Source organism: Nostoc sp., from assembly GCF_036917275.1.
GTDB lineage: Bacteria > Cyanobacteriota > Cyanobacteriia > Cyanobacteriales > Nostocaceae > Nostoc.
Genome location: NZ_JBALDF010000064.1, coordinates 40,124 through 63,608, shown reverse-complemented (window position 1 = coordinate 63,608; position 23,485 = coordinate 40,124). Strand labels below are relative to the sequence as shown.

General features: G+C 39.6%; 12 protein-coding genes. 5 read left to right on the top strand and 7 right to left on the bottom strand.

Going from position 1 to position 23,485, the window contains the following annotated elements; genetic code table 11:
• Positions 1-48 precede the first annotated feature (48 nt).
• The 4 genes from V7K35_RS25510 to scyA form a co-directional block, all read right to left on the bottom strand.
• Positions 49-1,329, bottom strand: a complete 1,281-nt coding sequence (locus tag V7K35_RS25510) for a ScyD/ScyE family protein (RefSeq protein WP_335082800.1) — start codon at positions 1,327-1,329, stop codon at positions 49-51.
• Between the two features lie 85 nt (positions 1,330-1,414).
• Positions 1,415-2,386, bottom strand: a complete 972-nt coding sequence (gene scyC / locus V7K35_RS25505; protein ID WP_335082798.1) for a scytonemin biosynthesis cyclase/decarboxylase ScyC — start codon at positions 2,384-2,386, stop codon at positions 1,415-1,417.
• Positions 2,387-2,411: 25 nt separating this feature from the next.
• A complete protein-coding gene (gene scyB, locus V7K35_RS25500) occupies positions 2,412-3,473 on the bottom strand; it encodes a tryptophan dehydrogenase ScyB (protein WP_335082796.1) in 1,062 nt (353 codons plus the stop codon).
• A 303-nt stretch (positions 3,474-3,776) separates the two neighbouring features.
• A complete protein-coding gene (gene scyA, locus V7K35_RS25495) occupies positions 3,777-5,660 on the bottom strand; it encodes a scytonemin biosynthesis protein ScyA (RefSeq protein WP_335082794.1) in 1,884 nt (627 codons plus the stop codon).
• A 1,739-nt stretch (positions 5,661-7,399) separates the two neighbouring features.
• Between scyA and V7K35_RS25490 the strand changes: the two genes are divergently transcribed.
• From V7K35_RS25490 to V7K35_RS25480, 3 genes are all read left to right on the top strand, one after another.
• On the top strand, positions 7,400-9,364 hold the full coding sequence (locus V7K35_RS25490; protein ID WP_335082792.1) for a scytonemin biosynthesis sensor histidine kinase: 1,965 nt from the start codon (positions 7,400-7,402) through the stop codon (positions 9,362-9,364).
• A gap of 141 nt (positions 9,365-9,505) precedes the next feature.
• Positions 9,506-10,363: a response regulator transcription factor gene (locus V7K35_RS25485; RefSeq protein WP_334794211.1), complete on the top strand. Its 858-nt coding sequence runs from the start codon at positions 9,506-9,508 to the stop codon at positions 10,361-10,363.
• Between the two features lie 71 nt (positions 10,364-10,434).
• Positions 10,435-10,638, top strand: coding sequence for a hypothetical protein (locus V7K35_RS25480; protein WP_335082790.1), 204 nt, complete (start codon positions 10,435-10,437; stop codon positions 10,636-10,638).
• A 304-nt stretch (positions 10,639-10,942) separates the two neighbouring features.
• Here V7K35_RS25480 and V7K35_RS25475 read toward each other — a convergent pair whose 3' ends face one another.
• A complete protein-coding gene (locus V7K35_RS25475; protein ID WP_335082788.1) occupies positions 10,943-16,750 on the bottom strand; it encodes an alpha-2-macroglobulin family protein in 5,808 nt (1,935 codons plus the stop codon).
• A gap of 345 nt (positions 16,751-17,095) precedes the next feature.
• Between V7K35_RS25475 and pbpC the strand changes: the two genes are divergently transcribed.
• Entirely contained in the window at positions 17,096-19,513 is a 2,418-nt protein-coding gene (pbpC, locus tag V7K35_RS25470; protein ID WP_335082786.1) for a penicillin-binding protein 1C, read from the top strand.
• 68 nt (positions 19,514-19,581) lie between these two features.
• Here pbpC and V7K35_RS25465 read toward each other — a convergent pair whose 3' ends face one another.
• Both V7K35_RS25465 and V7K35_RS25460 read right to left on the bottom strand, forming a co-directional pair.
• Positions 19,582-21,186 (bottom strand): sensor histidine kinase, encoded by a 1,605-nt coding sequence (locus V7K35_RS25465; RefSeq protein WP_335082784.1) that lies wholly within the window; start codon positions 21,184-21,186, stop codon positions 19,582-19,584.
• Positions 21,187-21,244: 58 nt separating this feature from the next.
• Positions 21,245-21,736 carry a hypothetical protein gene (locus V7K35_RS25460; protein WP_335082782.1) on the bottom strand — a complete coding sequence of 164 codons (492 nt, stop codon included), beginning with the start codon at positions 21,734-21,736 and terminating at the stop codon, positions 21,245-21,247.
• 608 nt (positions 21,737-22,344) lie between these two features.
• Between V7K35_RS25460 and V7K35_RS25455 the strand changes: the two genes are divergently transcribed.
• A complete protein-coding gene (locus V7K35_RS25455; RefSeq protein WP_335082780.1) occupies positions 22,345-23,388 on the top strand; it encodes a nitrilase-related carbon-nitrogen hydrolase in 1,044 nt (347 codons plus the stop codon).
• The last annotated feature ends 97 nt before the right edge of the window (positions 23,389-23,485 follow it).

Sequence of the window (23,485 nt, the reverse complement as noted above, 5' to 3'; positions counted from 1 at the left end):
GAGTAGACAATGCCCTCTTGAGAGACACTGATATTGGTTTGAAACTCTTTACTTGAGCGCCACAACTCTATCTATGGGTGGTTGGGTAGCTCTCTTTTTATGCAACCAACCAACGCCCAAAGCCCCGATCGCTAATACGCCTAAAACAGAATCAGGTTCAGGGACAGACTTGATATTTTCAATTCTGATAACTTGTCCAAGTCCAGGGCGATCGCCTCGATTTGTGACGTATACTGCACCATCAGCACCAATAGTCAGGGCGCTAGGCGACTCTAATCCATTGCCACTCAGAAGAGTTGTGCGTGTGCCATCGGGAGCTATTTTGATTACAGAACCATCAAAATCACCCTTCCAAGCTGACTGATTGGCGTACTGCAAAGCATACAAATTGCCCGCAGGATCGAATTGCAAGTCTGTGAGTTGGGTAAAACCATCGGCGAAAACTGTTGGCTTCCCATCAGCGCCAACTCGATAGATTTTTGCCCCACCTTCAGGGAAGGGAAAACCAGTAAATTGGCTGACATAATAAGCACCATCAGGGCCTTTGGTCACACTTGAGGGTACTGCTTGGCTTGCAAACTGCGATCGCACCGCTTCACCTTGAGATGGCACTTGTGCCGGTTCATTGGATGGGGTATCAGAAGGTGGAAAGATGGGATTAGTTAATATGTCTTGGGGAAAGGTAGTAATAGCTTGCAAGTTACTACCAGCAGTATTAACACTGAGTAAGTCGTTTGCACCTGCATCAACTGCAACTAACTTATTCCCATCTATGACAAAACCCAAGGGATTACTACCGACATCATTACCATCGGGATTGTTGGCGAGTTCATAGTTAGCTAAATCAGCAACACTCGTCCAGGAATTGGTATTAAAATCAGGAGCGATAATTTTACCAAGGTCAGTGTTACCCAAATTGCGATCGCGAAAGGTTGGATTCGCCCCATACCCAATCAGAACATAAGGTTTACCCTTCGGATCAAATTGGATATCACGAGGGCCACCGGCTCCAGTACCATCTGGTAATGCTATAGAAGGAAGTCCTGTCAGTATCCGCTCGGTTTTACCATTCTCAATTTTGGTAACTGCCCCACTTTTGCCATAACATAAAGAACCCCCTTGACCGCTTGGTGGTGGAACACAACCTCCACTTCCCCCTATTCCCGCCTCTGTAACATAGAGATTACCATCAGGACCAAAGCTCAGACCTCCGGCATTATATAGACCATTAGCGATTACCGAAAAGGATGCGGCTGACGCAGCTTTCATTCCAGAAAAAGTGGCAACACAAAAAGTAAGGATAGTAATAGTAAGTGGTTTGAGTTTCATGTGTTGCAATACAGGTAATCGTGGGGAATTGAGGGGTGAATAAACGCAAAGAACGTTGAAGGAAGCGCAGAGTAACGCCGAGATTTTAGTAGTTGGTAACTAGTGGTTCTGGAGTTTTTGGTAGATAGCTCATTCCTCGGTCAAATGATTTGAGGTTGCCAGCTTTGGCTTCGAGTAAACGTTTGATGTTCATGCTCTCAGCGCCAAAATCTTCAATCTGAAGTTTGCCGTGGCTAACAGTTCCATCTGTTTTCCAGAATGTGATCCGATGTAGGATAAAACCAGAAGCTTCGGGATCAGCGAAAGCATAGGCCGTTGGGATGAGCAAGGCTACAGAACGCTGATAATATTCGTAGTCTGGATAAAAGTGTTCTTGTTCGAGCAAGTAATATTTACTCAAACTATGAACTCGCACAGAAACTTTTACTTTCTGGTCATACTCATCCTTGAATTCACCTGATTCAAGATTAATCTCACCATTTGGTCGTAGTAAATGCGCCCACTCATCTATGTTTCGTAAGTCTTTTAAATATTCAATGCCGATTTCAATTGGAGCATCAACATAGATGGTGTCAGTATCGATAAAGTGGCTTCCTTTGGCTGCTGCGGTAAGTCCAGCCTTGCGTTCTAAATTACCTTTGAGAGAACGACACTCGGAAGTATGTACCGTGTGAATTCCCTGCATAATCATCTGAGTCTGCCGTTTTGGATCAACAAAACTCAACCAGTGAAAATACACACCTTTTTCATCTGTCCCAGGCTCAATGTAGTCTGTAGGAAACAGCAAAACAGGGTAAACCTGAAAATATTTTTGATACTCTAATCCGCAGTGCCACTCAATACCATAAAACAGCGGATTTTCTAGTTTTTTAACGTGATAATAGAGATTTTTATGATAACCAGATGCAGTTCCCAGCCAGGTATCTTCATCAATTTGCTCTTTCATCCGGCTATAAAGCGTCCATTCATCCAAGTTCTTTAAACTACAAAGGTAGTCAAAGGCGCTCTCTGGTGAAGTAGCAATGTAAGCTGATGTTGCAAAGGTATTTTTTTCCACTTCTCACTCCTTAAGATAATAACAATTAAGCTGCCATCGCCTTAGTTTGGTTTTGCTTACCTCTGTTAATCCGGTCTTCTGCTAATCGTTTAGCAGCATCATTGGTAGTAATTCCCTGTTGTTTAGCAATATCAAAAATTGCTAATAGCGTGTCATAAATTTTATGCACTTGCTTGAAAGCTATTTCTTCGTCATAACCAATCATTTCGTTGTAAACATTGATTAGCCCTCCGGCATTAATTACATAATCAGGACTGTAAAGAATCCCTTTCTTAGCAAGCATTTGACTATGTAGTTGCTCATTCTCTAATTGATTATTAGCTGCACCAGCAATAATGGAAGCTTGTAAAAAAGGAATTGTATGACTATTAAGAATTCCTCCTAAAGCGCAAGGGGCAAAGATATCTACATCAAGAGAGTAAATTTCGGTTGGTTCTACAATAGTTGCACCAAAAAGCCGTTTTACCTCTTCCGCTTTGGCTGGATCTACATCGCTAACAAAAAGCTTTATGTCATGCTCATGTAAGTGCCGACAAAGATTTTTACCAACATTTCCTAAACCTTGGACTGCAACTTTCATTCCATCAAGTCTTTTGCTTTGCCAACGAGACTCTACAGCAGCTTTAATTCCTAGAAAAACTCCTAGTGATGTTATGGGAGCAGGACCACCAGACTTTTCTGATACCCCAACAACATATTTAGTTTCTTGATTAATTGTCCGGACATCATCAGGAGTAATATTGACATCTTGTCCGGTAATAAAACGTCCATTCAGGCTATTAACAAAACGCCCGTAAGCTCTCAACAGATCATCTGTTTTATTTTGAGGATTAGCGATAATGACTGCTTTTCCGCCACCAGCCGGAATGTTAGCACACGCAGCTTTATATGTCATACCACGACTTAGACGAAGCGCATCTTTTAAAGCAGTTTCTTCGTTAACATAAGGCATGAGTCTTGTAGCTCCCATCGCTGGGCCCAAGGTCGTGTCATGGATAGCAATAATTGCCTTAATTTCTGGATTTTTACCATGACAGAAGAGAACTTGTTCGTGACCCATTTCTCTAACAGTTTCAAATAGCAGCATTTTCACCTCTCGATATTCTTTGGAATTGGTTAGAGAAAGTAATGACCATTACGAAATATAAAGATATAGACATAAAAACACTCTCGAATATTAAGATAAGATGAAGTAAGGAAAGACTAATGTTCAAAAATCAAAAACTCCAGTTTTTTGGGCATAGTTGTTGGCTGGAATAAAGTTTTTGCTACTTTTAAATTCATCCTTTTGGTTTTGCTGAATGGACTAATCCAAACTGCGTTGTAAATTCCGCATTCTGGGAGTGTCTTAGTGTCTATAAAAATTGACTGAAATTGCAAACTTTTAAAATCAAATCATTGGAAATGAAACTTGTTTGACTGAATTTTTAGCCGAGTTTGATTTAATTCCTTGTGCTGCCAAACTCTTATTACGTCCACCAGAGGGTGCTGGTCGATCAGCGTCAATCACTACATCAATCAGAAAGGGAACTGTTGAAGCGATCGCTTGTTCTAATGCAGGTTCGATATCTGACTCTCTAACGACTACAATCGCTTCTGCTCCCATACCACGAGCAATCATGGCGAAGTTTGTTGGTGGAATTGTTGCGTCTGCACCCTTTAATCCCAATATTTTCATCCCTTGATGGCACATGTTGTAACGCGCATCGTTGAGTACAATCCAGATTGCCGGAATTTTGTGTTTCACAGCTGTGCTGATTTCGTTATTCATCAACATTGCTCCATCGCCGACAATACCTACAGCCTTACTATTGTTCGCCAGCGCTGCACCCAACACTCCTGTGACGGCGTGACCCATTGCTCCAACTCCAGTGCTGACTCGGTAACGATTGGCTTGGGCAAATTGCAGTAGATGAGTTGACCAAGTAAAGGAGTTACCGCACTCTGCCATGACTATTGCATCGCTACCCTCAACAATGATCTTTTGAATTGCTGCCATCAATACTTCTGGTCGCACTGGATAATCTACATCTAGAACAGATTCAATTGCTTTGTGTTCTGGACGAGGTAGCGACATTGGGGAATGAGGAGCATCTGGCAACTGCTGCAACAGCTCTTGCACAAAGGATTTGATGTCAGACCGAACCCCGAAAGTTTCAACGTGTGGATACGCTACTCCTGGCACTTCTGGGTCAATATCTACATGGACAAAACCTCCTCTTGGAACCAGCGTCGAATTCCAGAAGGAAGTCGGTTCACCAAGGCGGGTTCCTAATACGAGTGTGCGTAGTGGAGGTTGGTCTTCCATATAAGTCAAGACGGAAGCATGACCCCCTAAACCTGTGACACCCACAAATTGGGGATGATCTTCGGGGAAGATACCTTTACCCCGGGGTGAGCAGATGACAGCTGCTCCAGTTTTTTCTGCGAGTTGGCGGATTTCGTCTGCTGCATCACGCGCACCGAAACCAACCCAGATGGCAAAGGGGCCTGATGATAATAACTCTACAGATTTAGCGATCGCTTCTTTTGAAGCAGTCATCGGAAACGGAGAAACATCTAGATGGGGTAAAGCTATATCCTCAAATAAACTTGTCTGCACAGCGGTGGGAATGCTCAAATGGGCGACAAATCCACCTGGTTGCGCTAAAGCCAAAGCCAATTTGCGAAAAATCTGTGGTAATTGAGCCGCAGATTCAATAGTGATTGCATAGTTGAATAGCGCTCCTGGGGTAAAAATTCCCCCAGTGGGCAAGGTGTAAGTGCTAGTTTCTTGAATAGCCCAACGTCCACGCTGCGGTGCTGAAGTGCAAGCCGACAGCAAAATCACCTTTGCACCTTCACCACGAGCCGCAAATAATCCGGTGAGGGCGTTGGTGATCCCCGGTCCTGCTGTGGTAAAAACTACAGTGGGGCGATTATTGGCAAAGTATGCTTCGGTCGCTGCAAATGCTGCTCCTGCTTCATGGCGGAAGTTCAACACCTCTATACTACTATTTGACAACGCACCCCAAAGGCTTGCCATTGCACCACCTGCAACACCAAAAGCGTAGCTTACTCCCAAATTTTCCAACATCTGAGCGATCGCATCGGCAACTGAGAGTGTTGGGGCTGTTTCGTTGGCTAAGAAAGGCTGAATTCCCCCGTTATTCTCCGATCCATCAAGCTGATGCGAAATGTCAGACACAGATTCTACATATCTGTTTGATGGAAATTCCTTGTATGGCTCAGTGCTGATTAGAGGAGAGTTTGAACCAGTATAGTTTTGACTCATTAGTTTCACGTAATTACAGAAAGTTACACAAAAGCTTTTTAGTTTACAATCACAGCGCTAGAAATATTTCATCCAAACAACTCTGTTGTTTATTACAGCGATGACCTAGCTTGGTCGAGAGGAGAAATGATTGCTCGCTGCTAATTGATGCTTGTGAGCGCAGTACCAAAAAATTTTTACCGAAAGCATACAACAGTTGAGGCTGTGCTTCTTGTGACCAGAATAAAGGAGATAAAGACTGTTGTGCAATCAAAAATCTTTTGATGGGGATGTCAAATTTTTCGCTTCTATGGTGATGATTGCAGTGCTTAAGTACGTTGGCGGGAATAAACTAAATCATCTAAGGGGATATAAACTAGCAACTAACCTGAATTCAAATACATCTCATAAACTTTACAAAGCTTAATGAAGTTACTTTTAATAGCACCGATTTACTTATTAAACTGCCTGGAGAGGTTCTTAACTTGTGACAATTATTATGATGAAAACTAAACTTGCAATGAAAAATCTTTTGATTTAAGTGTCAATTCTTTCGCTTTTATTGTAAATGTAACATTTCTAACTTAGTCATCCTGAAAGATTGATCTTCTGCGATCGCTGATAAGATACATCACCAAATTTACAATAGAAAATCTTTTGATCTAGTTGTCAATTCTTTTGCTTTAGGAGTTACGCAAGTGTCATTTTTGTAAAGTTGTCCACCGAAGCGATTGCCGCGTAAGCTTTTTATATATTGATTCAGCAACGCCTGACTTTTGACTCTTGAACTCGCAGTCACAAATTACCCAAATTAAACCGTGAGCCAAACTGTTGTAGTTTGGCGGTCTTTATATTGCCACAAAACACTCTTCGAGTCAATTATTTGTGACGATAAACACATCCTTTTTTAACTTTTTATATTTCCTTTGAGAGATGACTAAAAATCTAGTACGTAATTAATTGATATATTTTGTTCTTAATAGTGCATAATTTTAAATTATATACTTAATATATCATATAGTGTTTTTTTTATAAAAACAAACACGATATTATACGTAAAAATATACGTATTTTTTAAATAATAATGTACTCCTTACGACAGATGAATAAGCATATTTTTCTATAGTTAAATTTTTGAAAGAGTAAGTTAAGATAATTTAAGAAAATGAATTGATGAGTAAAATCTGTTCATTTAAGCCAAGCCCAGGACTACAAATCCATTTATGTTGAAAATAAAACGACTCTACACTAGTAGTTTGCCGAACTCCTTGTGGAGTAAAGTTTTCAGTATAAAAGCTCACTTTTTCTAGTTAAAACCCAGCAATTTTAGGTTGGTGAACCATTAGTTAGCTCTGGTGCAGGGCTAGTACCGCAAGGCGGAAGTCAAAAGTCAAAAGTATTACGAAATGGGCTTTTTAGGGTTTTTAAATGGTTGCTCTATTTACGCCGTGTTGTACTAGTTTAAATTTCAAATATCTTTTCTACTTATAAATTAAGAGTTTTGAACTCTTAATTTATAAGGTTTATTGACTAATCTGGATTTGATTTGTCGAAACTTTGTGTTGTCATAAAAAGTTTTAAATTTTTAGTTTTTTTAAAAAACTTTAGTTCAAAAATTAACTGTTTATTGGTATGATAAGTTTTGTTAAGTTAGTAATATTTTTTAACAGACTAAGAGTGCACTAAAGATTTTAGGAAGTTATGACTATTAGTTCATTAATGGCTATGGTGCTGATTTATTACCAGGAGGAAGTAGGAATATGAATACTGGCGATTATAGATTAGCTAGATCAAACAATCAGTCGGCGCTACAACCAGAAGTAGAGATGAAGTTTGCTCACTTGCTGATAAATCAAAGTGTAGATGCTGCCTTCTGTTTAGGAGCAAACGCGCAGTTTCTTTACGTCAACGATGCCACTTGCCTAATGACTGAGTATTCCCGTGAGGAATTACTATCCATGAGGCTGCATGATATAGATGTAGACTTTTCTCTACACAATTGGTCAGATATTATTTCACAGGGTTCCCTTACCTTTAAATCTCGCTATAGGACAAAAAGAGGTCGGATCTTTCTGGTAGAAATATCCATTAGCTATGTAAAAGACCAAGATATAGAATTTGGTTGTGCTTTTGCTCGTGAGAAAACTGATGAAATAGTAAAACTGAGCGTACAAAAGTGGACTGATGAATTAAGGGATGCCAAAGACAATTTGCAACAGGAATTTTCTCAACTTAAGGCAAAAGAAGTAGAACTAGAAACATCCCTATCTTTACTTCGTTCTACTCTCGAATCTACTGCCATTGGTATTGTTGCAGTTAACTTTGAGGGAGATATTCTGAGCTTGAATCAGAAATTTGTGGATATGTGGCAAATCCCGGAGTTCCTAATACTATCCAAGAAATGTCCTCGATGCAAAGCCTTTTTTGAGAACCAACTTAAAGACCCACAAACCTTTAGTCGGCTGATTTGGGAAGTGTCTAGCCAAGCGGATTTCGAGAGCTACGACATTCTGGAGTTGAAAGATGGGAGAGTCTTTGCACACTACTCTAAACCTCACTTGTTGGAGAACAAAATTATTGGTAGAGTGTGGAGTATTTGGGACATTACTAAGTCTAAACAGACTGAAGAAGCATTACGGCTGAACGCAGCTAGATTTCAGACTTTAGCAGAAACGACAGATGCCAGCACTTTTCTGATTCAAGGTACGCGACTTTGCTACATAAATCCCGCAGTGGAGAAACTCACTGGCTACACAAAAGAGGAACTGCTAACAGGCTTTGAACTGCGCCGACTGATTAAAAGCAAAAAATGTAGGCAGGTACGCAACCAGGGTGAAGCATCTAACTTTGAATACCAGGAGATAAATATTTTGACAAAAAACGGCACAGAGCGCTGGCTAGCCTGTGCGGTTGCCATGCTAGATGGAGTTTTAGATTTTGGAGGAAAGCCAGTCGAACTGATTGCAGGCATCGATATTACCGATTACAAATATGCAGAATTAGGTCTTAACCAAGCTTTAGAACAAGCAAAACAACTTAGCGAACTTAGAGCGCGTTTTCTTTCTATGGTGTGCCATCAATTCCGAACTCCGCTGAATATTGTTTCATTTTCTAATAGCTTACTAAAGGAAGAAGTAGACAAACGTACACAGAAAAAAATCCAACCATTACTCGATCACATTCAAAAAGCTACCGAACAACTCAGCCAGATGTTGGATGATATTTTGTTATTCTCTAAGGCAGAATCAGCAAAAATAAACTTTGATCCAAAACCGATTGAGTTAGTTCAGTTTTGTAATGATTTAGTTGCACAAATGCAAATGAACACTAGCCAAAACCCAATTCATTTTGTAAATCAAGATAAGTCATTAACAGCCTGCATAGATAAAAAATTGTTAGAGCCTATTTTAAAAAATTTGCTCGACAATGCAATAAAATATTCTCCCTCCCAGATGGCAATTGATTTGAAAATCTATTGTGAAAATGAAAAACTAGTTTTCCAGGTAAAAGATAAAGGTATCGGTATTTCAGTAGCAGATCAACAACGAATATTTGAGCCATTTTACCGTGGTAGTAATATTGATCATATACCTGGTACTGGGCTAGGATTATCGATTCTTAAAACCCTTGTCGATTTACATCACGGTCAAGTTTCTGTAGAAAGTCAAATTTGTGTTGGCACTACGTTTACTGTGATGTTTCCATTAATCAACTCAGAGTTATGAGTGTTGAAATGAAGATAGTTGTTAATTAAAAACTTAACAATCATAACTCTCAGAACGAAGTAATTAATCTCATACCTATTTGCATACTTACCAAAGAGTCTAGTAAACAGCTTCTACAAAAAGTGATGGTAATTAGAAATCATGTCCGAATTGCCAAATAAAATTCTCGTCATTGAAGATGATAACGTTACCCGCAATCTGTATTTAAAGGGTCTTGAGGCTAAAGGTTTTGATCCGATAGGTGCTGACAACGGTCTTGCTGGTATCCAGCAAGCACAAAAGCGCATACCCGACTTAGTGATTTGCGATATTACGATGCCTGATATGGATGGTTATAGCGTTTTAACTACGTTACGCGAAGATCCTGTTACAGCAATTATTCCTTTCATTTTTCTGACTGGCAGTAGTACCAGAGCAGATGTTCGCAAAGCTATGGAATTGGGAGCAGACGATTATCTTAGCAAACCCTCTACACTAGACGAATTGCTCAGAGCGATCGCTACTCGCTTGGAAAAGCAAGCTACTCTTCAATACTGGTGGACTATTCAATTCGAGAAAGCTACAAAATCAGTATTTGAAGATAATAGTACAGCGATCGCTGAAGGCGTTGGCGAAGCCTCTCGTAGAGAAGCCTTTGGTAGAGAAGCCATGATCGCTGATAAGTCAATCTTTCCCTACATTCCTGAATTAAAAGAAGTTTTCGACTTTATCGAAGCCCATTATCATCAAGGAATTACTCTGTGTGATGTGGCTCTTGCTGTTGGCTACTCATCTGCTTACTTAACTAACCGAGTAGCAAAGCGGACAGGAGAGACTGTAAACTGCTGGATTGTCAAACGCCGGATGGCGGGAGCTCGTTCTTTACTCCAAAATAATAATGAGACAGTCGAGAAGATAGCGAAAGCACTGGGCTATCAGGATGTGTCTCATTTCTCCCGCCAGTTTCGCCAACATCACGGTTTACCTCCCCAGGCTTGGCGCAAAGAACATCCTCACTAAACCAAAAAGTTTTTTCAAAGAGCGAATGTGTTGAAGGTAAGTATATTTTACAACTCGGCGATAAAATTTGAATGCCAGAAATTGGTTTAGGGATTGGACGAGAACAGGGTACTTATCAAGGAAGAATACGAGAATGGCTGTTTTGGTATGACCAAGATGGTAACAGATACCAAACTCCAGAAGAGGTAAACGCACAACAGCAACAACAGCTAGAACAAACTCAGCAGCAGCTTCAAGAACTTTTAGCCAGATTACAACCAACAACAAGGAATTGACCAAAATTTGCTATGAACTACCCTGGCTCAAACTTTCGCACAGTCACAGGGAGTTCATTATCTGACTTTTATAGCCGTACAAATATATCCTCTAAATCCAACACATGTAAGCCGATTCTGAAGCCCTCTGTTTTATAGCCTCGATAAATATCGACTAAGGTTTGTTGATAGTTTTTCTGGAAACCTGAAGCGAGCTTACGAACTCTGGCTGGTAAGCGTTCCACCCTAGCTAAGATTTTAAAGCAAGTTCGTATAGACTTGGAAAGATTTTTAGATTTGTTGTAACCAAAGATGGCATAAATAATTATTTCCCATCCTCCAATATTAATGTAGACTCAGCTGTACGCCCAAATTCTTCTGGTGCATATTGCAGGTGAACTTCTGCACCAGGCCAAGAAAACGTACCAGGAGTAACAGAACGGACTAAGTAATGCAGGCTATAAACTCCTGGTTCCAAGTGGTCGGTATAGGCGATAATGTGATCGCGATACACATTCTTAAAGCCAAGTTCCCAGCTATCGGCTTTTGCTTGTAATGCAGCTGTGGTAGTTTGAAAACTCGCATCCACCGCCTCAAAACCTGATGGTAGCGGATCTTTAATCACCACATGATCCACAGGATGATCGACGATGATTTCTAAACCAATATCAAACACCTGTCCAGAGGCTAAAGTCAAGGGTTTATCGAAAGCGTAAAGACCTGTTTTTTGCAAAACTTTCTCTTTATTTACTTGACTAATTTCTCGCGTTATGCGTAACCCGTTAAACCTACCTGGTTGATTTCCTTGCAAGCGATAATTATAAGCAACCAGATAGTGTAAAGTCCCATTGCCTGACTTTTGCAGTATTAAATCATTACGCCCGTGAGGTAATTGATTCATCGGCATATTCATTTGTAAGCTAGGATTTTTGTAGCCATCAAAGCGATTTTCTCCTAACTTTTTACCAGCTAATTGCACAGTGGCAACAAAATTAGGCGGTGTGGGTTGCAGTTGGCTATATTCTACTAAAGCTGTTAATGCTTGGGCATTATTATAGTTAGTTTGCCATGTGCCATTCCGTCGCAATGCGAGAAGACTTTGGAATAATTTATCTATAACTTCGGGTTTACTTTGCTTGGCAATAAATAAGCGTAAAGCTTGTGCTTGCGTCGTGGTAGATGAACTCATCCATCCCCAACTAGCTGGTAAACTTACAACTGCTGTGCTACCAGTTTCATATATATTCTGTTGTAACTTGTTCACCAGTTGTTGAGATTCGTCTTGCCATTCTGGGAATTGAGATAAGTATCGTGCTAGTTTAATTTGAGTTACTACATCAAAATCATTGCGCTGTTCATAAATATCTGCGAGAAAAGTATTGCGTTTTTCTCCTAATTCTGCTAAGGCAATTAAAGCATTAAGTTGCAGTTGCCTTTTACATAGTAGCTGTTTACAAAATTCGTATTCACCAGGATTCGCCAGAACTTTTTGCAGATAACTTTTGAGGCGAGATAGCATTGCAGAATCGACTAAGTTAGGGAACACCTGACTGGTAGCTAAAGATTCACCCACATATGAAGAAACCCAAGGGTCGGATTTTTCTTGTCCAGGGAAAGCAGCAAAACCACCATCTGCTATTTGGAGTTTTTGTAATTTTTCAATTGCTTGATTTGCCTGTTGGCTAGGATTAAATTCTGCAAAGGTCTGACCATATTTTTGTGTAAGATTATGGAGATTAGCAGCAATGATTAACTGACTTGCAGCAGGTTCTGTAAACGGCAAATCATCATCTTCTAAAACCTGCTTTGCTGGTGCTTTAATTTCCGTTATCAAAGTACTCGCCAACTGAATATCTAAACCTCCTGCATCAGGAAAGGTATTTTTATCAACATTCAGAGGAATCTTCACTTGTTTTTCAGTTACACCAGTTTCAACGACTTGTTCTGTAATTTCAATTGGCTTAATTTCTAAAGGTACTTCAAAAGCATCTGTGGCTGTACCATTTAGTCGAGTGGTAAAGCGAACTTTACCAACTCCCACGCTATCCGCCACCATCGGAAAGCGATAAGCATGAGTTGCAGATTCAGCTTTGGTTTGCAAAGTAGTAGCTGTGGGGTTTTTATCAGCAAACTTCACCGTACCGCTAAGTTCGCCATTAATTGAGAGATTTCCTGGATTCCCAGTGTTGTTAGTCACGGATAAACCAGCAAGGATGCGATCGCCTGGACGGGCAAATTGTGGCAAGATGGCATTAGTTAGCAGTGGCTTTGTGGTGATAAACGTCGCGTCCCCATTCCCGAAACGGAGATTTCCATCGGTAGCGACAGCCATCACTCGCCATCTAGTTAAATCATCCGGTAATTTAAAGGTTATCTGTGCATTACCATTAGCATCGGTGAGGACAGAACCATTGTAGTAAGCTAAAGCTTGAAAATCTGTGCGAGTGCGAGTATTGGCTGCACCAGTCGAGAAACCACCGCCATAACCCCAACCTTTGGGTTTAGCTACATCTTGTGGTTGTAAAATTACATCTGGTCGATTATCGCTAAAGCGGGTAGATATTGGCTGTTCTGCATAAACTGTATCCACCAAATCTGGTGCACGATAACCAGAAAGTTGTAGCACCGCCTCATTCACCACCATGACTGTAAACTGTCCTTTGGTGGGATTACCTTGATTATCCTTCAGTTCTAGCTGTACTGTTTCCTCTGCACCAGGTTCTAATGATGCTTGCACTGGCTTAACTTGCAGTTTTAAATACTTATCTTCTAAGTTAACTTTAAAAGGTGTAAAACCAATCTTCACCAAGTTATCTAAAGTTCCTGAGTCCACTTGGTTGAGAGGTTTACCTTGCCTTACTAATACAGCTTCAATGGCTGCATTTGGCAGCATTTCTGGGGTAACTTGAAATTGAATTTGTGGTGCGCCTCCTTTAACTTTGGTAATTTGCTGATAAAGGGGTTTGTCTTTAATTACAGCAAAGTATAATTCTGCATCTGGATAGGGAGATTGAATTAGTGCAGTAGCAGTTTCACCTGGTTTGAACTCTTTTTTATCTAATTTAATTTCTAAGGCATCTTGTTCTCTAGAACCCCAAAATACTGGATTTCCTCCAGTTGCCCAAATTTGTAAATCTGTGGCACTTAATTCGCTTTTAGCATCATTAAAATTGGTTCTAATCCGGTATGAACCAGATTCTGGTGCTGTTAAATTTACCGATTGTGGACTGCTACTAGATGTAATTTCTGTTTGTGCTACTGTCTTATATTCGACTTGATTTTTTGGTGTTTGGCTACCTTCCACTAACTGCGTGACGCTACTGTATTTAATTTGTTGTAATTCTAGGCGCACCCGTTGACCTGTTATCAGTTTTCCTGTAGGGTCAGTAACAACCACTTCAACGGGAAAAACCTTACCAGCATCAGTGATAAAATTGCTTTTTAACCCGATAAGGCGATTACTTGGTAAGGCTGTAAAAGTTTTGGAATTCGCTACAGACAGATTAGAAACATCTGCAACTTGCACATCCACCTGGTAAGTCATCGGATATGGTAAATCCTTAGCCACTGTTACCGTTTGGCTGGTTGTACCATTAGCATCTAATTGGGTATTAGTTTGTAACACATCACTAGATATAGTAGGAGTTTCCTCCGGCCATAACCATTGCCTACCAAAAGTAAATTCGTCCCACCCTTTAGGGATAAAATTAGCCTGCTGGCGAGTAATAAAGTATTTTGCTTCTCCACCTTCTACAGGCGCACCAAATAAATAATTACTTTTAGCATTAATATCAACTTTCTCGTCAATGAGAGCAAATTCTTTATCTAAGTTGAGTTCGACTTTAAAGTTGGGTGGCTTAAACTCAGCTACCCGAAATTCTCCAGAAATTTCTTGCCCATTTTTCCCTTTCGCCTGGATTGTATGGTAGCCTAATCGTTGAGTAGTCTTAATTGGCAACTCTAGAGAAAACGTGCCAAATTCATTTGTAGTTTGCGTGCCTAAATTGGTCTTTTGTCCATCAGGATTTACCAAAGTTAATTGGTAAACAGCATTTTTATCTTGCTGAATTATGCCATTTTGTAAGAAGTCAGCAAACCCAGTTAACCAAGCTTTTTCACCTGGTTGATACAACTGTCTATCTGAGAAGATTACCCCGCGTGACTCTGGCTTACTAGCTTGCCAACCTGCATCAATACCATATCCATAAACGCCGCTATATTCCTCAGTTCTGGCAAATGCCCAATCTTGATTTTCATGGGCAATTACTAATAATTGTGGTGATTTACTAGAGGTTTCATTCCCAGAATAACATTGCTGTAATCCTTCACGGACAATTCTAAAAGTTCCATTTTCATCAGTTTTACCCGTTGCACAAGGTAAAGGTTCGGGGCGAGATTTTGCCTGTAATTTTGATTGATAAATTTCAACAGCGCTATTTTTAACTGGTGAACCATCTGTAAGATGATTGACGCGAATTAAGCCTGACTCAGGAAACCACTGTGTAAATACGCCCAAATTCGTCAATTCAACTAAGCCATAAGTTATCGGTTCTCGCCACAGTTCCTTACCATTCTCTTGATATTTATTAGTCCGGGCTTGCACTCCATAAGCTAACATTCCCGTAGTAGCACTTATTTTTTCCCGGAGAGGAACAGCAATATCAACTGATTGATTTTTCTTACCTGATACCTTAAAGCTTTGCCAATCAGAGGGTTGTGGTAATAAATCATTACTATTATTAAAATAAACTAAATCTGTTGGTTTAACTACTCGATAAGCTGCTTGATACCTAGATTCTGGCAGATTTCCTGTACTAATATTTAGCTGTAAATCTTTACCTGTGGGGAAAATATTCAAATCTGATGCCACCCAGATATCCCCAGCTAAATCTCCAGTATCATATTTTAATATGACAGGTTTGCCCAAAGTTTGTCCAAACTTATCTTTGAGATTAGCACCTACAGTAATTGTATAAGTCTTGGCAGGTTCTAGCGCATAAGGATTGATTCCGACAACTTTATCTTCATCATTTACTTGCAGAATTCTCGAAATGGCTTTTGGGGCTGGATTAATGGTAATATTTTCTTTAGCTGAATCTGCTAATAAGACATTATTAAATTCTAGCTGCGGACTGCCTTTAAGAAATCTTCCAAAAGTTCCACCTGCATCTGGCTGTCCGTAAAAGTTAATTTTCTGAAATGCCAAAGGCGAATAAGTTGCTAACTTAGTGGCAAATTCTTTCTCTGTAGGGAGATTACCATAAGCAGGACGTATTCCTGAAGCAAATACTAGGCGATAACGGGTTGCTTTTTCGAGATTTTGCTGTGGGATGAGATTATAAATCCAATTACGTGCTGAAGGGTCAAATTTTTCTAAAGGGTCTTCATTTTCTTCTTTTAATGGTTTTTCTTCTTTATTTAATTCAACTTTAAAACCTGTACCTTTATTTTTTCCTTCAGGAATTAACTGTAAATGTTTTTGTACAGAAGCTAAATCTAATTCTACATTGGAAGTAAACTGTAACTTTTGTTGTAAATCAATTGGTTCAACATCAGCCTTCTCAATGGGATTGACACCGGGTAAATTAGTCAGGTTGATAGATTCGGTATTGAAAGTCCAAGGTAAATCTTTGTCTAGGCGATGATTTTTAAAATCAGCTAAACCTGCTTTGAGAGTGACTTGAAATCTTGTCGCTATTGGCAATGCTTTCTCAGCTTGAAAACCTACCATCCGCGGTGTTAAAAAGCGAAATTGACCGGGTAAAGGCGGCGAAAGCGCAAATTTTTGTAACAATTTTTGCTGTTCTGGGCTATCAAGACTTTCAACTGGTATTAAAGCTTCTTTAAAACGGATGCGGATTTGGTTAAAAGATTTTGCATCTCCAATGGGACTAATTTGTTCAATCCAGTCTGGTAATTTCGGCGGCGTGAGTGGGGAAACTGTTGGGAGTTGTTCTTTACTTGAGTTGATACCAAAAAAATTACACCCTGCGATCGCTAGTATAAATGTAAAGATAAGAAAAAACTGTATTGTTCCCTTCCGGCTCGAAGAATGGCTAATTTTTTTTAACAAACCGCCAAAGACGCGATAGATAATCTTATGGTGGAAACGCTGTAGAATTTTGATAATCATCTTTCTAGTAATTCAAAATTAAAAATTCAAAAATTATGGCTAACAAAAGTTCGCACTCCCTGATTAAGTGAGCAATGCCAACACTAATAAAGTCCGCCCGTTGACTAGCTATTTATACTCAAAACTTGGATTTGACTATGTTTATTTACATAGATACCTAATTCAGTGTGATTGTTCCAAAAAATAACTACAATTCTTAACTATAAAGAAGTATTTAAATTTCGCAAACATTAATTTAGATTTGCTAAGTTAGTAAAAATGAATTATTAAGGATTTGACATATTTACTGATTAAGTAAGTCGGCGGGAAAATTAAGGTAAGTTTTCTTAGACAGGGGATTCCCTGATGAAACTAATTTCACGATCGCTAACCAAAATTAAGCACAAACTGCGTAAAACTAGTAAAGTTATTTTAGCTGGGCTGCTTATATGCCTAGTGGTACGCTTACTACCTTATTTTGCGCCCCTTCGTGCCGCAGATATTGCCCAAAATCAGTTGGCAATGCAATTTAGCGATCGCAATGGTTTACCATTAGGAACACTGCTCACCCGTGACCAAGAGCATACATCAGTAGTACCACTAAATCAGGTTTCGCCCCAGTTTATCCATGCTATTTTAGCCGCCGAAGATGGCAGCTTTTACGATCACGGGGCGTTGGATATGAAAGCAGTTGTCCGCGCCAGCAAAGAAGCCATCCACGCGAAAAGAATTGTTTCCGGTGCTTCCACAATTACCATGCAGTTGGCGCGGATGTTAGATCCTGTCCCTCGCAGCTTCTCCGGTAAAGTGAGTGAGGTTTGGCTATCTTGGCGGTTAACAGCTGGGATGAACAAAGATGAAATCCTCTCTGCATATATCAATCGTCTACCAATGGGAGGGAATATATATGGTGTAGAAGCAGCTGCGCGGACTTATTTTTCTATCCCAGCTAGTGAATTAAATCTTGCTCAAGCTAGTTTGTTGGCTGCTATTCCCAATAATCCCACATACTTTAACCCTTATGAGCATTGGGAACGGCTGAAGCAGCGACAAAAATACGTCCTTAATCGGATGGTACAGGAAAAGTATATTAGTGGAGCGATCGCAGCCCGAACACACACTGAAAAGGTTGTGTTTCAGTCTCGCCAACAGGGAATTATCGCCGCACCACACTTTTTATTTTGGTTAGCCAATCAAATTCCCCCAACCCCCCTTCAAAAGCCGGGCTATGTTCCCTCCTTATTAACGGGTGCTAGGGGGGATCAATCCGTTATTCGCACGACTATAAATCGTCCTTTACAGCAGTTTATCGAAGCACAGGTGCAGCAGGTAATTTCTTCCTTAGCCGCAAACAATGTCCACGATGCAGCTGCATTGGTGATTGACAACCGCACTGGTGAAATTTTAGCTTATGTCGGTTCACCTGATTACTTTAATGAAGCAAAACTGGGACGCAATGATGGAGTGCAAGCGCTACGTCAACCAGGATCTACTCTCAAGCCTTTTGTGTATGAATTAGCTTTAGAAAAACATTTAATTCACCCAAATACCATTTTGGCAGATGTACCCGCCCATTATGCAATTCCCGGCGCAAAACTTTATAGTCCAACAGATTATACCGAACGCTTTCTTGGCCCAGTGCGGGTGCGAATCGCTTTAGCAAATTCGCTAAATGTACCAGCAGTGCGGGTATTAGAAAAGGTAGGCGTGGAAACTTTCTTAGAACGTCTGCATCAACTGGGGTTTGAACACCTCAATCAAACTCCAGAACATTATGGTTTAGGTTTGACTTTGGGTAGTGGCGAAGTCACTTTATGGGAATTAGCTAGAGCTTACGTTACTATGGCACGACTTGGAGACGCCATTCCTTTAGTAAGCACATTTTGCAATTCCCCAATCCAAAATCCCAAATCTAAAATCCGTCTTGAAAAGTTTGCTACGGAGAAAGACCCTGCTTACAACTTTTGTCTCCGACACGCTACGCGAACGCAAAATTCGACGACGATATGGCAACTAATTACCAACATGCTAAGTGACAGTCATGCTCGTGCAACAGCATTTGGTGTAGACTCTGTGTTAAATTTACCCTTTCCTTCTGCTGTTAAAACTGGTACTTCTTCCAATTTTCGTGATACTTGGACAGTTGGCTTTACCACAGATTACACCGTCGCTACTTGGGTAGGCAATTTCAACGGTGAACCGATGCGACAAGTTTCAGGCGTTACAGGGGCAGCACCTTTGTGGAATCGGATTATGTTACACCTGTACGAACATCAAGAACCAGCAGGTTTTCCACCCCCAGAAGGTTTAGTGCAATTACCTATTTGTGCAATTTCTGGGTTACGACCAACATCAGATTGTACCTCAGTAGTGCAGGAATATTTCTATCCAGAAGATAAAATTGCCTACGAACGAGAAAACAAGTTCAATTTACCACCAGAGTATAATGAGTGGTTGGCAAAACAACAGCAATCAAATTTTACTTCTACCAATTTGAGAATTTTATCTCCGCATAATGGCGATTTATTCTTACTGTATCCAGGTGAAGAAGCGAAGCAAAAACTCGAATTTAAGCTAGCGGGAAATAAATCTGCGCCTGTGGAGTGGTGGCTAAATGGGGAAAAGTTAGATACAAACTCAGCTAATTCTTTATTTTGGTATCTGCGTCCTGGTAATTGGACTTTGGAAGCGAGAAGTGGGGAAATGAGCGACAAGGTAAGTTTTCAGGTAGAGTTAGCTAGTATTAAACCTACGCGTCGGGGATTTTCTATTAGTAATTCTTAGGGAGATAGGGTAGACGCCCAGCGTTGTCGGCATCATTTAGACCTGCTATCTGGTGTTAATATAGTTACTTACTGTGTCTGCTTGATAGGAATCTCAATCACAAACTCTGTACCCTTACCAGGTGCAGAAATACAGTTGATTTTTCCCTTATGCTTATCTACTATAATCTGGTAACTAATAGATAATCCTAAGCCAGTACCTTTACCTATAGGTTTAGTAGTAAAGAAAGGGTCAAACAATCTAGTCTTAACTTCCTCGGTTATTCCTGGTCCATTATCTTTAATACTAATAATCACGCAATCTTTATTTTTAATTTGAGTATGGACAATAATAGAACTATGGTGTTTTTTAACCTCTTCTTTGAAACCCTCTGCTTCCCATTCATATAAAGCATCAATAGCATTACTGAAGATATTCATAAATACCTGATTTAATCCTCCTGCATAACATTCAACAAGAGGCAAATTACCATAATCTTTGATTATTGCAATTTCTTGCTGTTTATGCTTTTCTTTGAGACGATACTGTAAAATTAATAGCGTACTATTAATTCCTTCATGAATATCAACAGGTTTCATTTCTGCTTCATCAAGACGCGAGAAGTTACGCAAAGTTAGCACAATCTCGCAAATTCGCTCAGTACCAACTGCCATTGAGGATAAGATTTTCGGCATATCATCAATAATAAACTCTAAATCCATCTTCTTAATCAGACTAGTTATTTCTGGATTATAATTACAATATTCTTGCTGATACAGTTTAATTAAAGTTAGTAATTGCAGACTATATTCTTTAACATGAAGCAGGTTACCAGAAATAAAATTAACTGGATTATTAATTTCATGAGCAACACCAGCAACTAACTGACCTAATGAGGACATTTTTTCAGTTTGAATAAGTTGTACTTGAGTGGATTGCAATTTTTGCAGTGTCTGTTGTAGTTGAAAATTTTTGTATTTTAATTTTGCTGTTCTCTCCGCTACTTGCATTTCTAACTTACAATTTGCTTCTTCTAAAGCAGCTTGTGCAATTTTTTTAGCCTTTAAGTATTGCTGCAATAAATGCAATACTAAAAGCCATGCCGGAATCAGCATTGTTAAACTTATAATAGATTCTAAAACTGCCCAAAATATTTTTTTGTAATATTCATCAACTTTCTGCTGTAATTCAAGTGAGATATTACGGTTTCTTTTTGCAACACCATCAGCATAAATGTGTTTCTGAGTTTCATATTCGCGGTTGGAAAGTAGTAGTTGTGCTGTCTCTTTGCGATTTTTCTTAACTAATTCAAAAGATTCATATTCCATTGTAACCAAGCGCTGATTAGCAACATCAATTTTTTTGGCATCCTCATTTTTATATGCTTGAGGAGCCAGTTTAATAGATTCTTTAATAGCAATGTCAAGTTTAGGTTCAAATTGGCGATATCGTTTCTCCCAAGTAGAGTTGCCTGTAGCAGCATTCATTCGGGCTGACATCGTTAATACTTCATCAAGATAAGTAATTTCATCACTCAGCGTTTGTAGTTTAAATTCATGTTTAGTAATACTATTGAAGTTGTAATATGCTTGCCAGTTGAGCCAAATTTGAGGAAGAAACAAGAGTAATGTCAGCAGTACTGTTACAGTTACTAGTTGAGAAGCAACAAATCTTATTTTATAAGGTAGGTGCATTTTAATAGTATTCTTTAAATATTATATTAAAAGTAGATGGCAACCAAATTTAATGCGATTACATAAGTTTTATATGCTCAGTATTAATTCCAAAAAAGTTTCTCAGATACCCTACAGTTTCAGTTTTATGAATTTCAAAGTTAATTTTGTTTATTTGTTTTGTTTTAATACTTTTGCCATATATAAAACCTGAATTAAAAATTATTAAATCAAACGTAGAAAAGTTATAAGGATATGGATATATAAATTTAGCAAAAAATTTATATATGAATAAATGTAGTTTATTAGTCTTTAAGTCATTACCCATTGTAAATCCAATTACAAAAGCTTCATCTTGAGGAGAAATACCTCTACCTAAAAGTATGTGAATATAATCATGATGGCGCAGACTAATTTTTCCAGGTAACGCCAATAGACTATTAGGGTTCTCTAATAACCAAATTACAAAAGGAATTTTAGGTTTATGTAAACTAAATACTACTGAATGTACTTCATTTAAATTCATTTGAGCTATATCTAGTTGAACAGTTTCATCTAAATTAAAAGCCATCTGTCTATTTGTAACAAAGGAACTAACTTATTAATATTTCCTTTTCTTCTAATTTGTCTATATTTACCAAAAAAATTATTTTTATTTTCATATTATATATAATAACACCTATTTTTTGTAACTCTTAAGTGTTATTACTTAGATTTTTAATCAGGGCAAAGATATCTAAATGAGGAATCATCGACTGATACAGATTGCTGCAATTCTGCTGTGAAAAACTGCTTAAAATAATGATGAAGAACTAAAGCAATCTACTTACACTTGAGAAGAGAAGGAAGTGCAAGTAAACAATAACTGTAAAAGAATAAGCTATATGCTATCCATCTTTTGAAAGGGGAAAATCTAGTTTAGTTTTTTTAAGCAGCGATCGCCTTCCAATCCCCAGTTGCACTCCAGAACCCGAAATCTTGACCTCAGACTTACAACATCCGAACAAAAAGCCTGAAACTTACCAGTTAAGACCAAAGACTAAAACTTACGCACAGATGTTTTGATCTGAATTGACAGATAAACTTGTACGATCGCTCTGGGGTGGCGTAGGCGTAGCCCGCCGTTCGCAAAGCGTCTCGTAGAGAAGGCATCGCATTTTATAGAATTGGTGAGGAATTTTGGACAATAACACCGATAATCTCAACTCATTCCGGGCCTTGGCACTCCAAGTTACGTGCCATGCAGTCAACCAAGCAAGCGATCGCCACCAAGCGCGATCGCTCATGCAAAACTCCATCAATCGCCTAGCTCAACAAATTGCTGCCAGTATCGCTTTCATTGGCTTTGATTGTCGTTTAATTGTACTGCCAGAATATTTCCTGACTGGTTTTCCGATGGGAGATTCTCTTTTAGGGTGGGCAGAAAAAGCTGGTGTAGAAATGGCTGGTGCTGAGTATGAGGCACTTGGTAAAATTGCTCAAAAGCATAAAATATTTTTGGCTGGTAACGCCTACGAAGTTGATCCCAACTTTCCCGGATTGTACTTCCAAACCTGCTTTATTCTTGACCCCTCTGGCTCAATTGTCTTGCGGTATCGGCGGCTGAATTCCTTATTTGCTCCCACACCCCATGATGTTTGGGATAAGTATCTTGACTGCTATGGTTTAGAGGGAGTTTTCCCGGTAGCTAAAACTGCGATCGGTAATTTGGCAGCTTTAGCATCAGAAGAAATTTTATATCCAGAAGTGGCGCGGTGTCTGGCGATGCGAGGAGCGGAGATTTTTGTGCATTCCACCTCAGAAGTGTATAACAAAAACCTTACCCCCAAAGACGCGGCAAAAATCACTCGCGCTGTCGAAAATATGGTATACGTAGTTTCAGCTAATACCGCAGGTATCGCTAATATTGCCATCCCCATTGCTTCGGCTGATGGTGGCTCTAAAATCATTGACCATCGCGGAATCGTTTTAGCAGAGACAGGTGCAGGCGAGAGCATGGCAGCATTTGCAGAGATTGATTTAGGAGCATTACGCCGCGATCGCCGCCGACCGGGGTTAAATAATTTACTTGCACGCCAGCGGTTTGAGCTATACGCCGAAAGTTACCACCAGTCACACTTTTACCCCGCTAATACTATGCTGGAAGGAGAAGTAGACCGCAAACACTTCCTCCAAACGCAGCAAGCCACCATTGAGCGGTTAGCCAAACTGGGAATAATTTAAATTTGAGAATGGCGCATTGGGGAGCCAGTGAGTTGTCCGGGTTCCCCCGTTTGTACCCCTACGGGGATCTTGCTAGCAAGCGCGTCTCCCTTAGGAG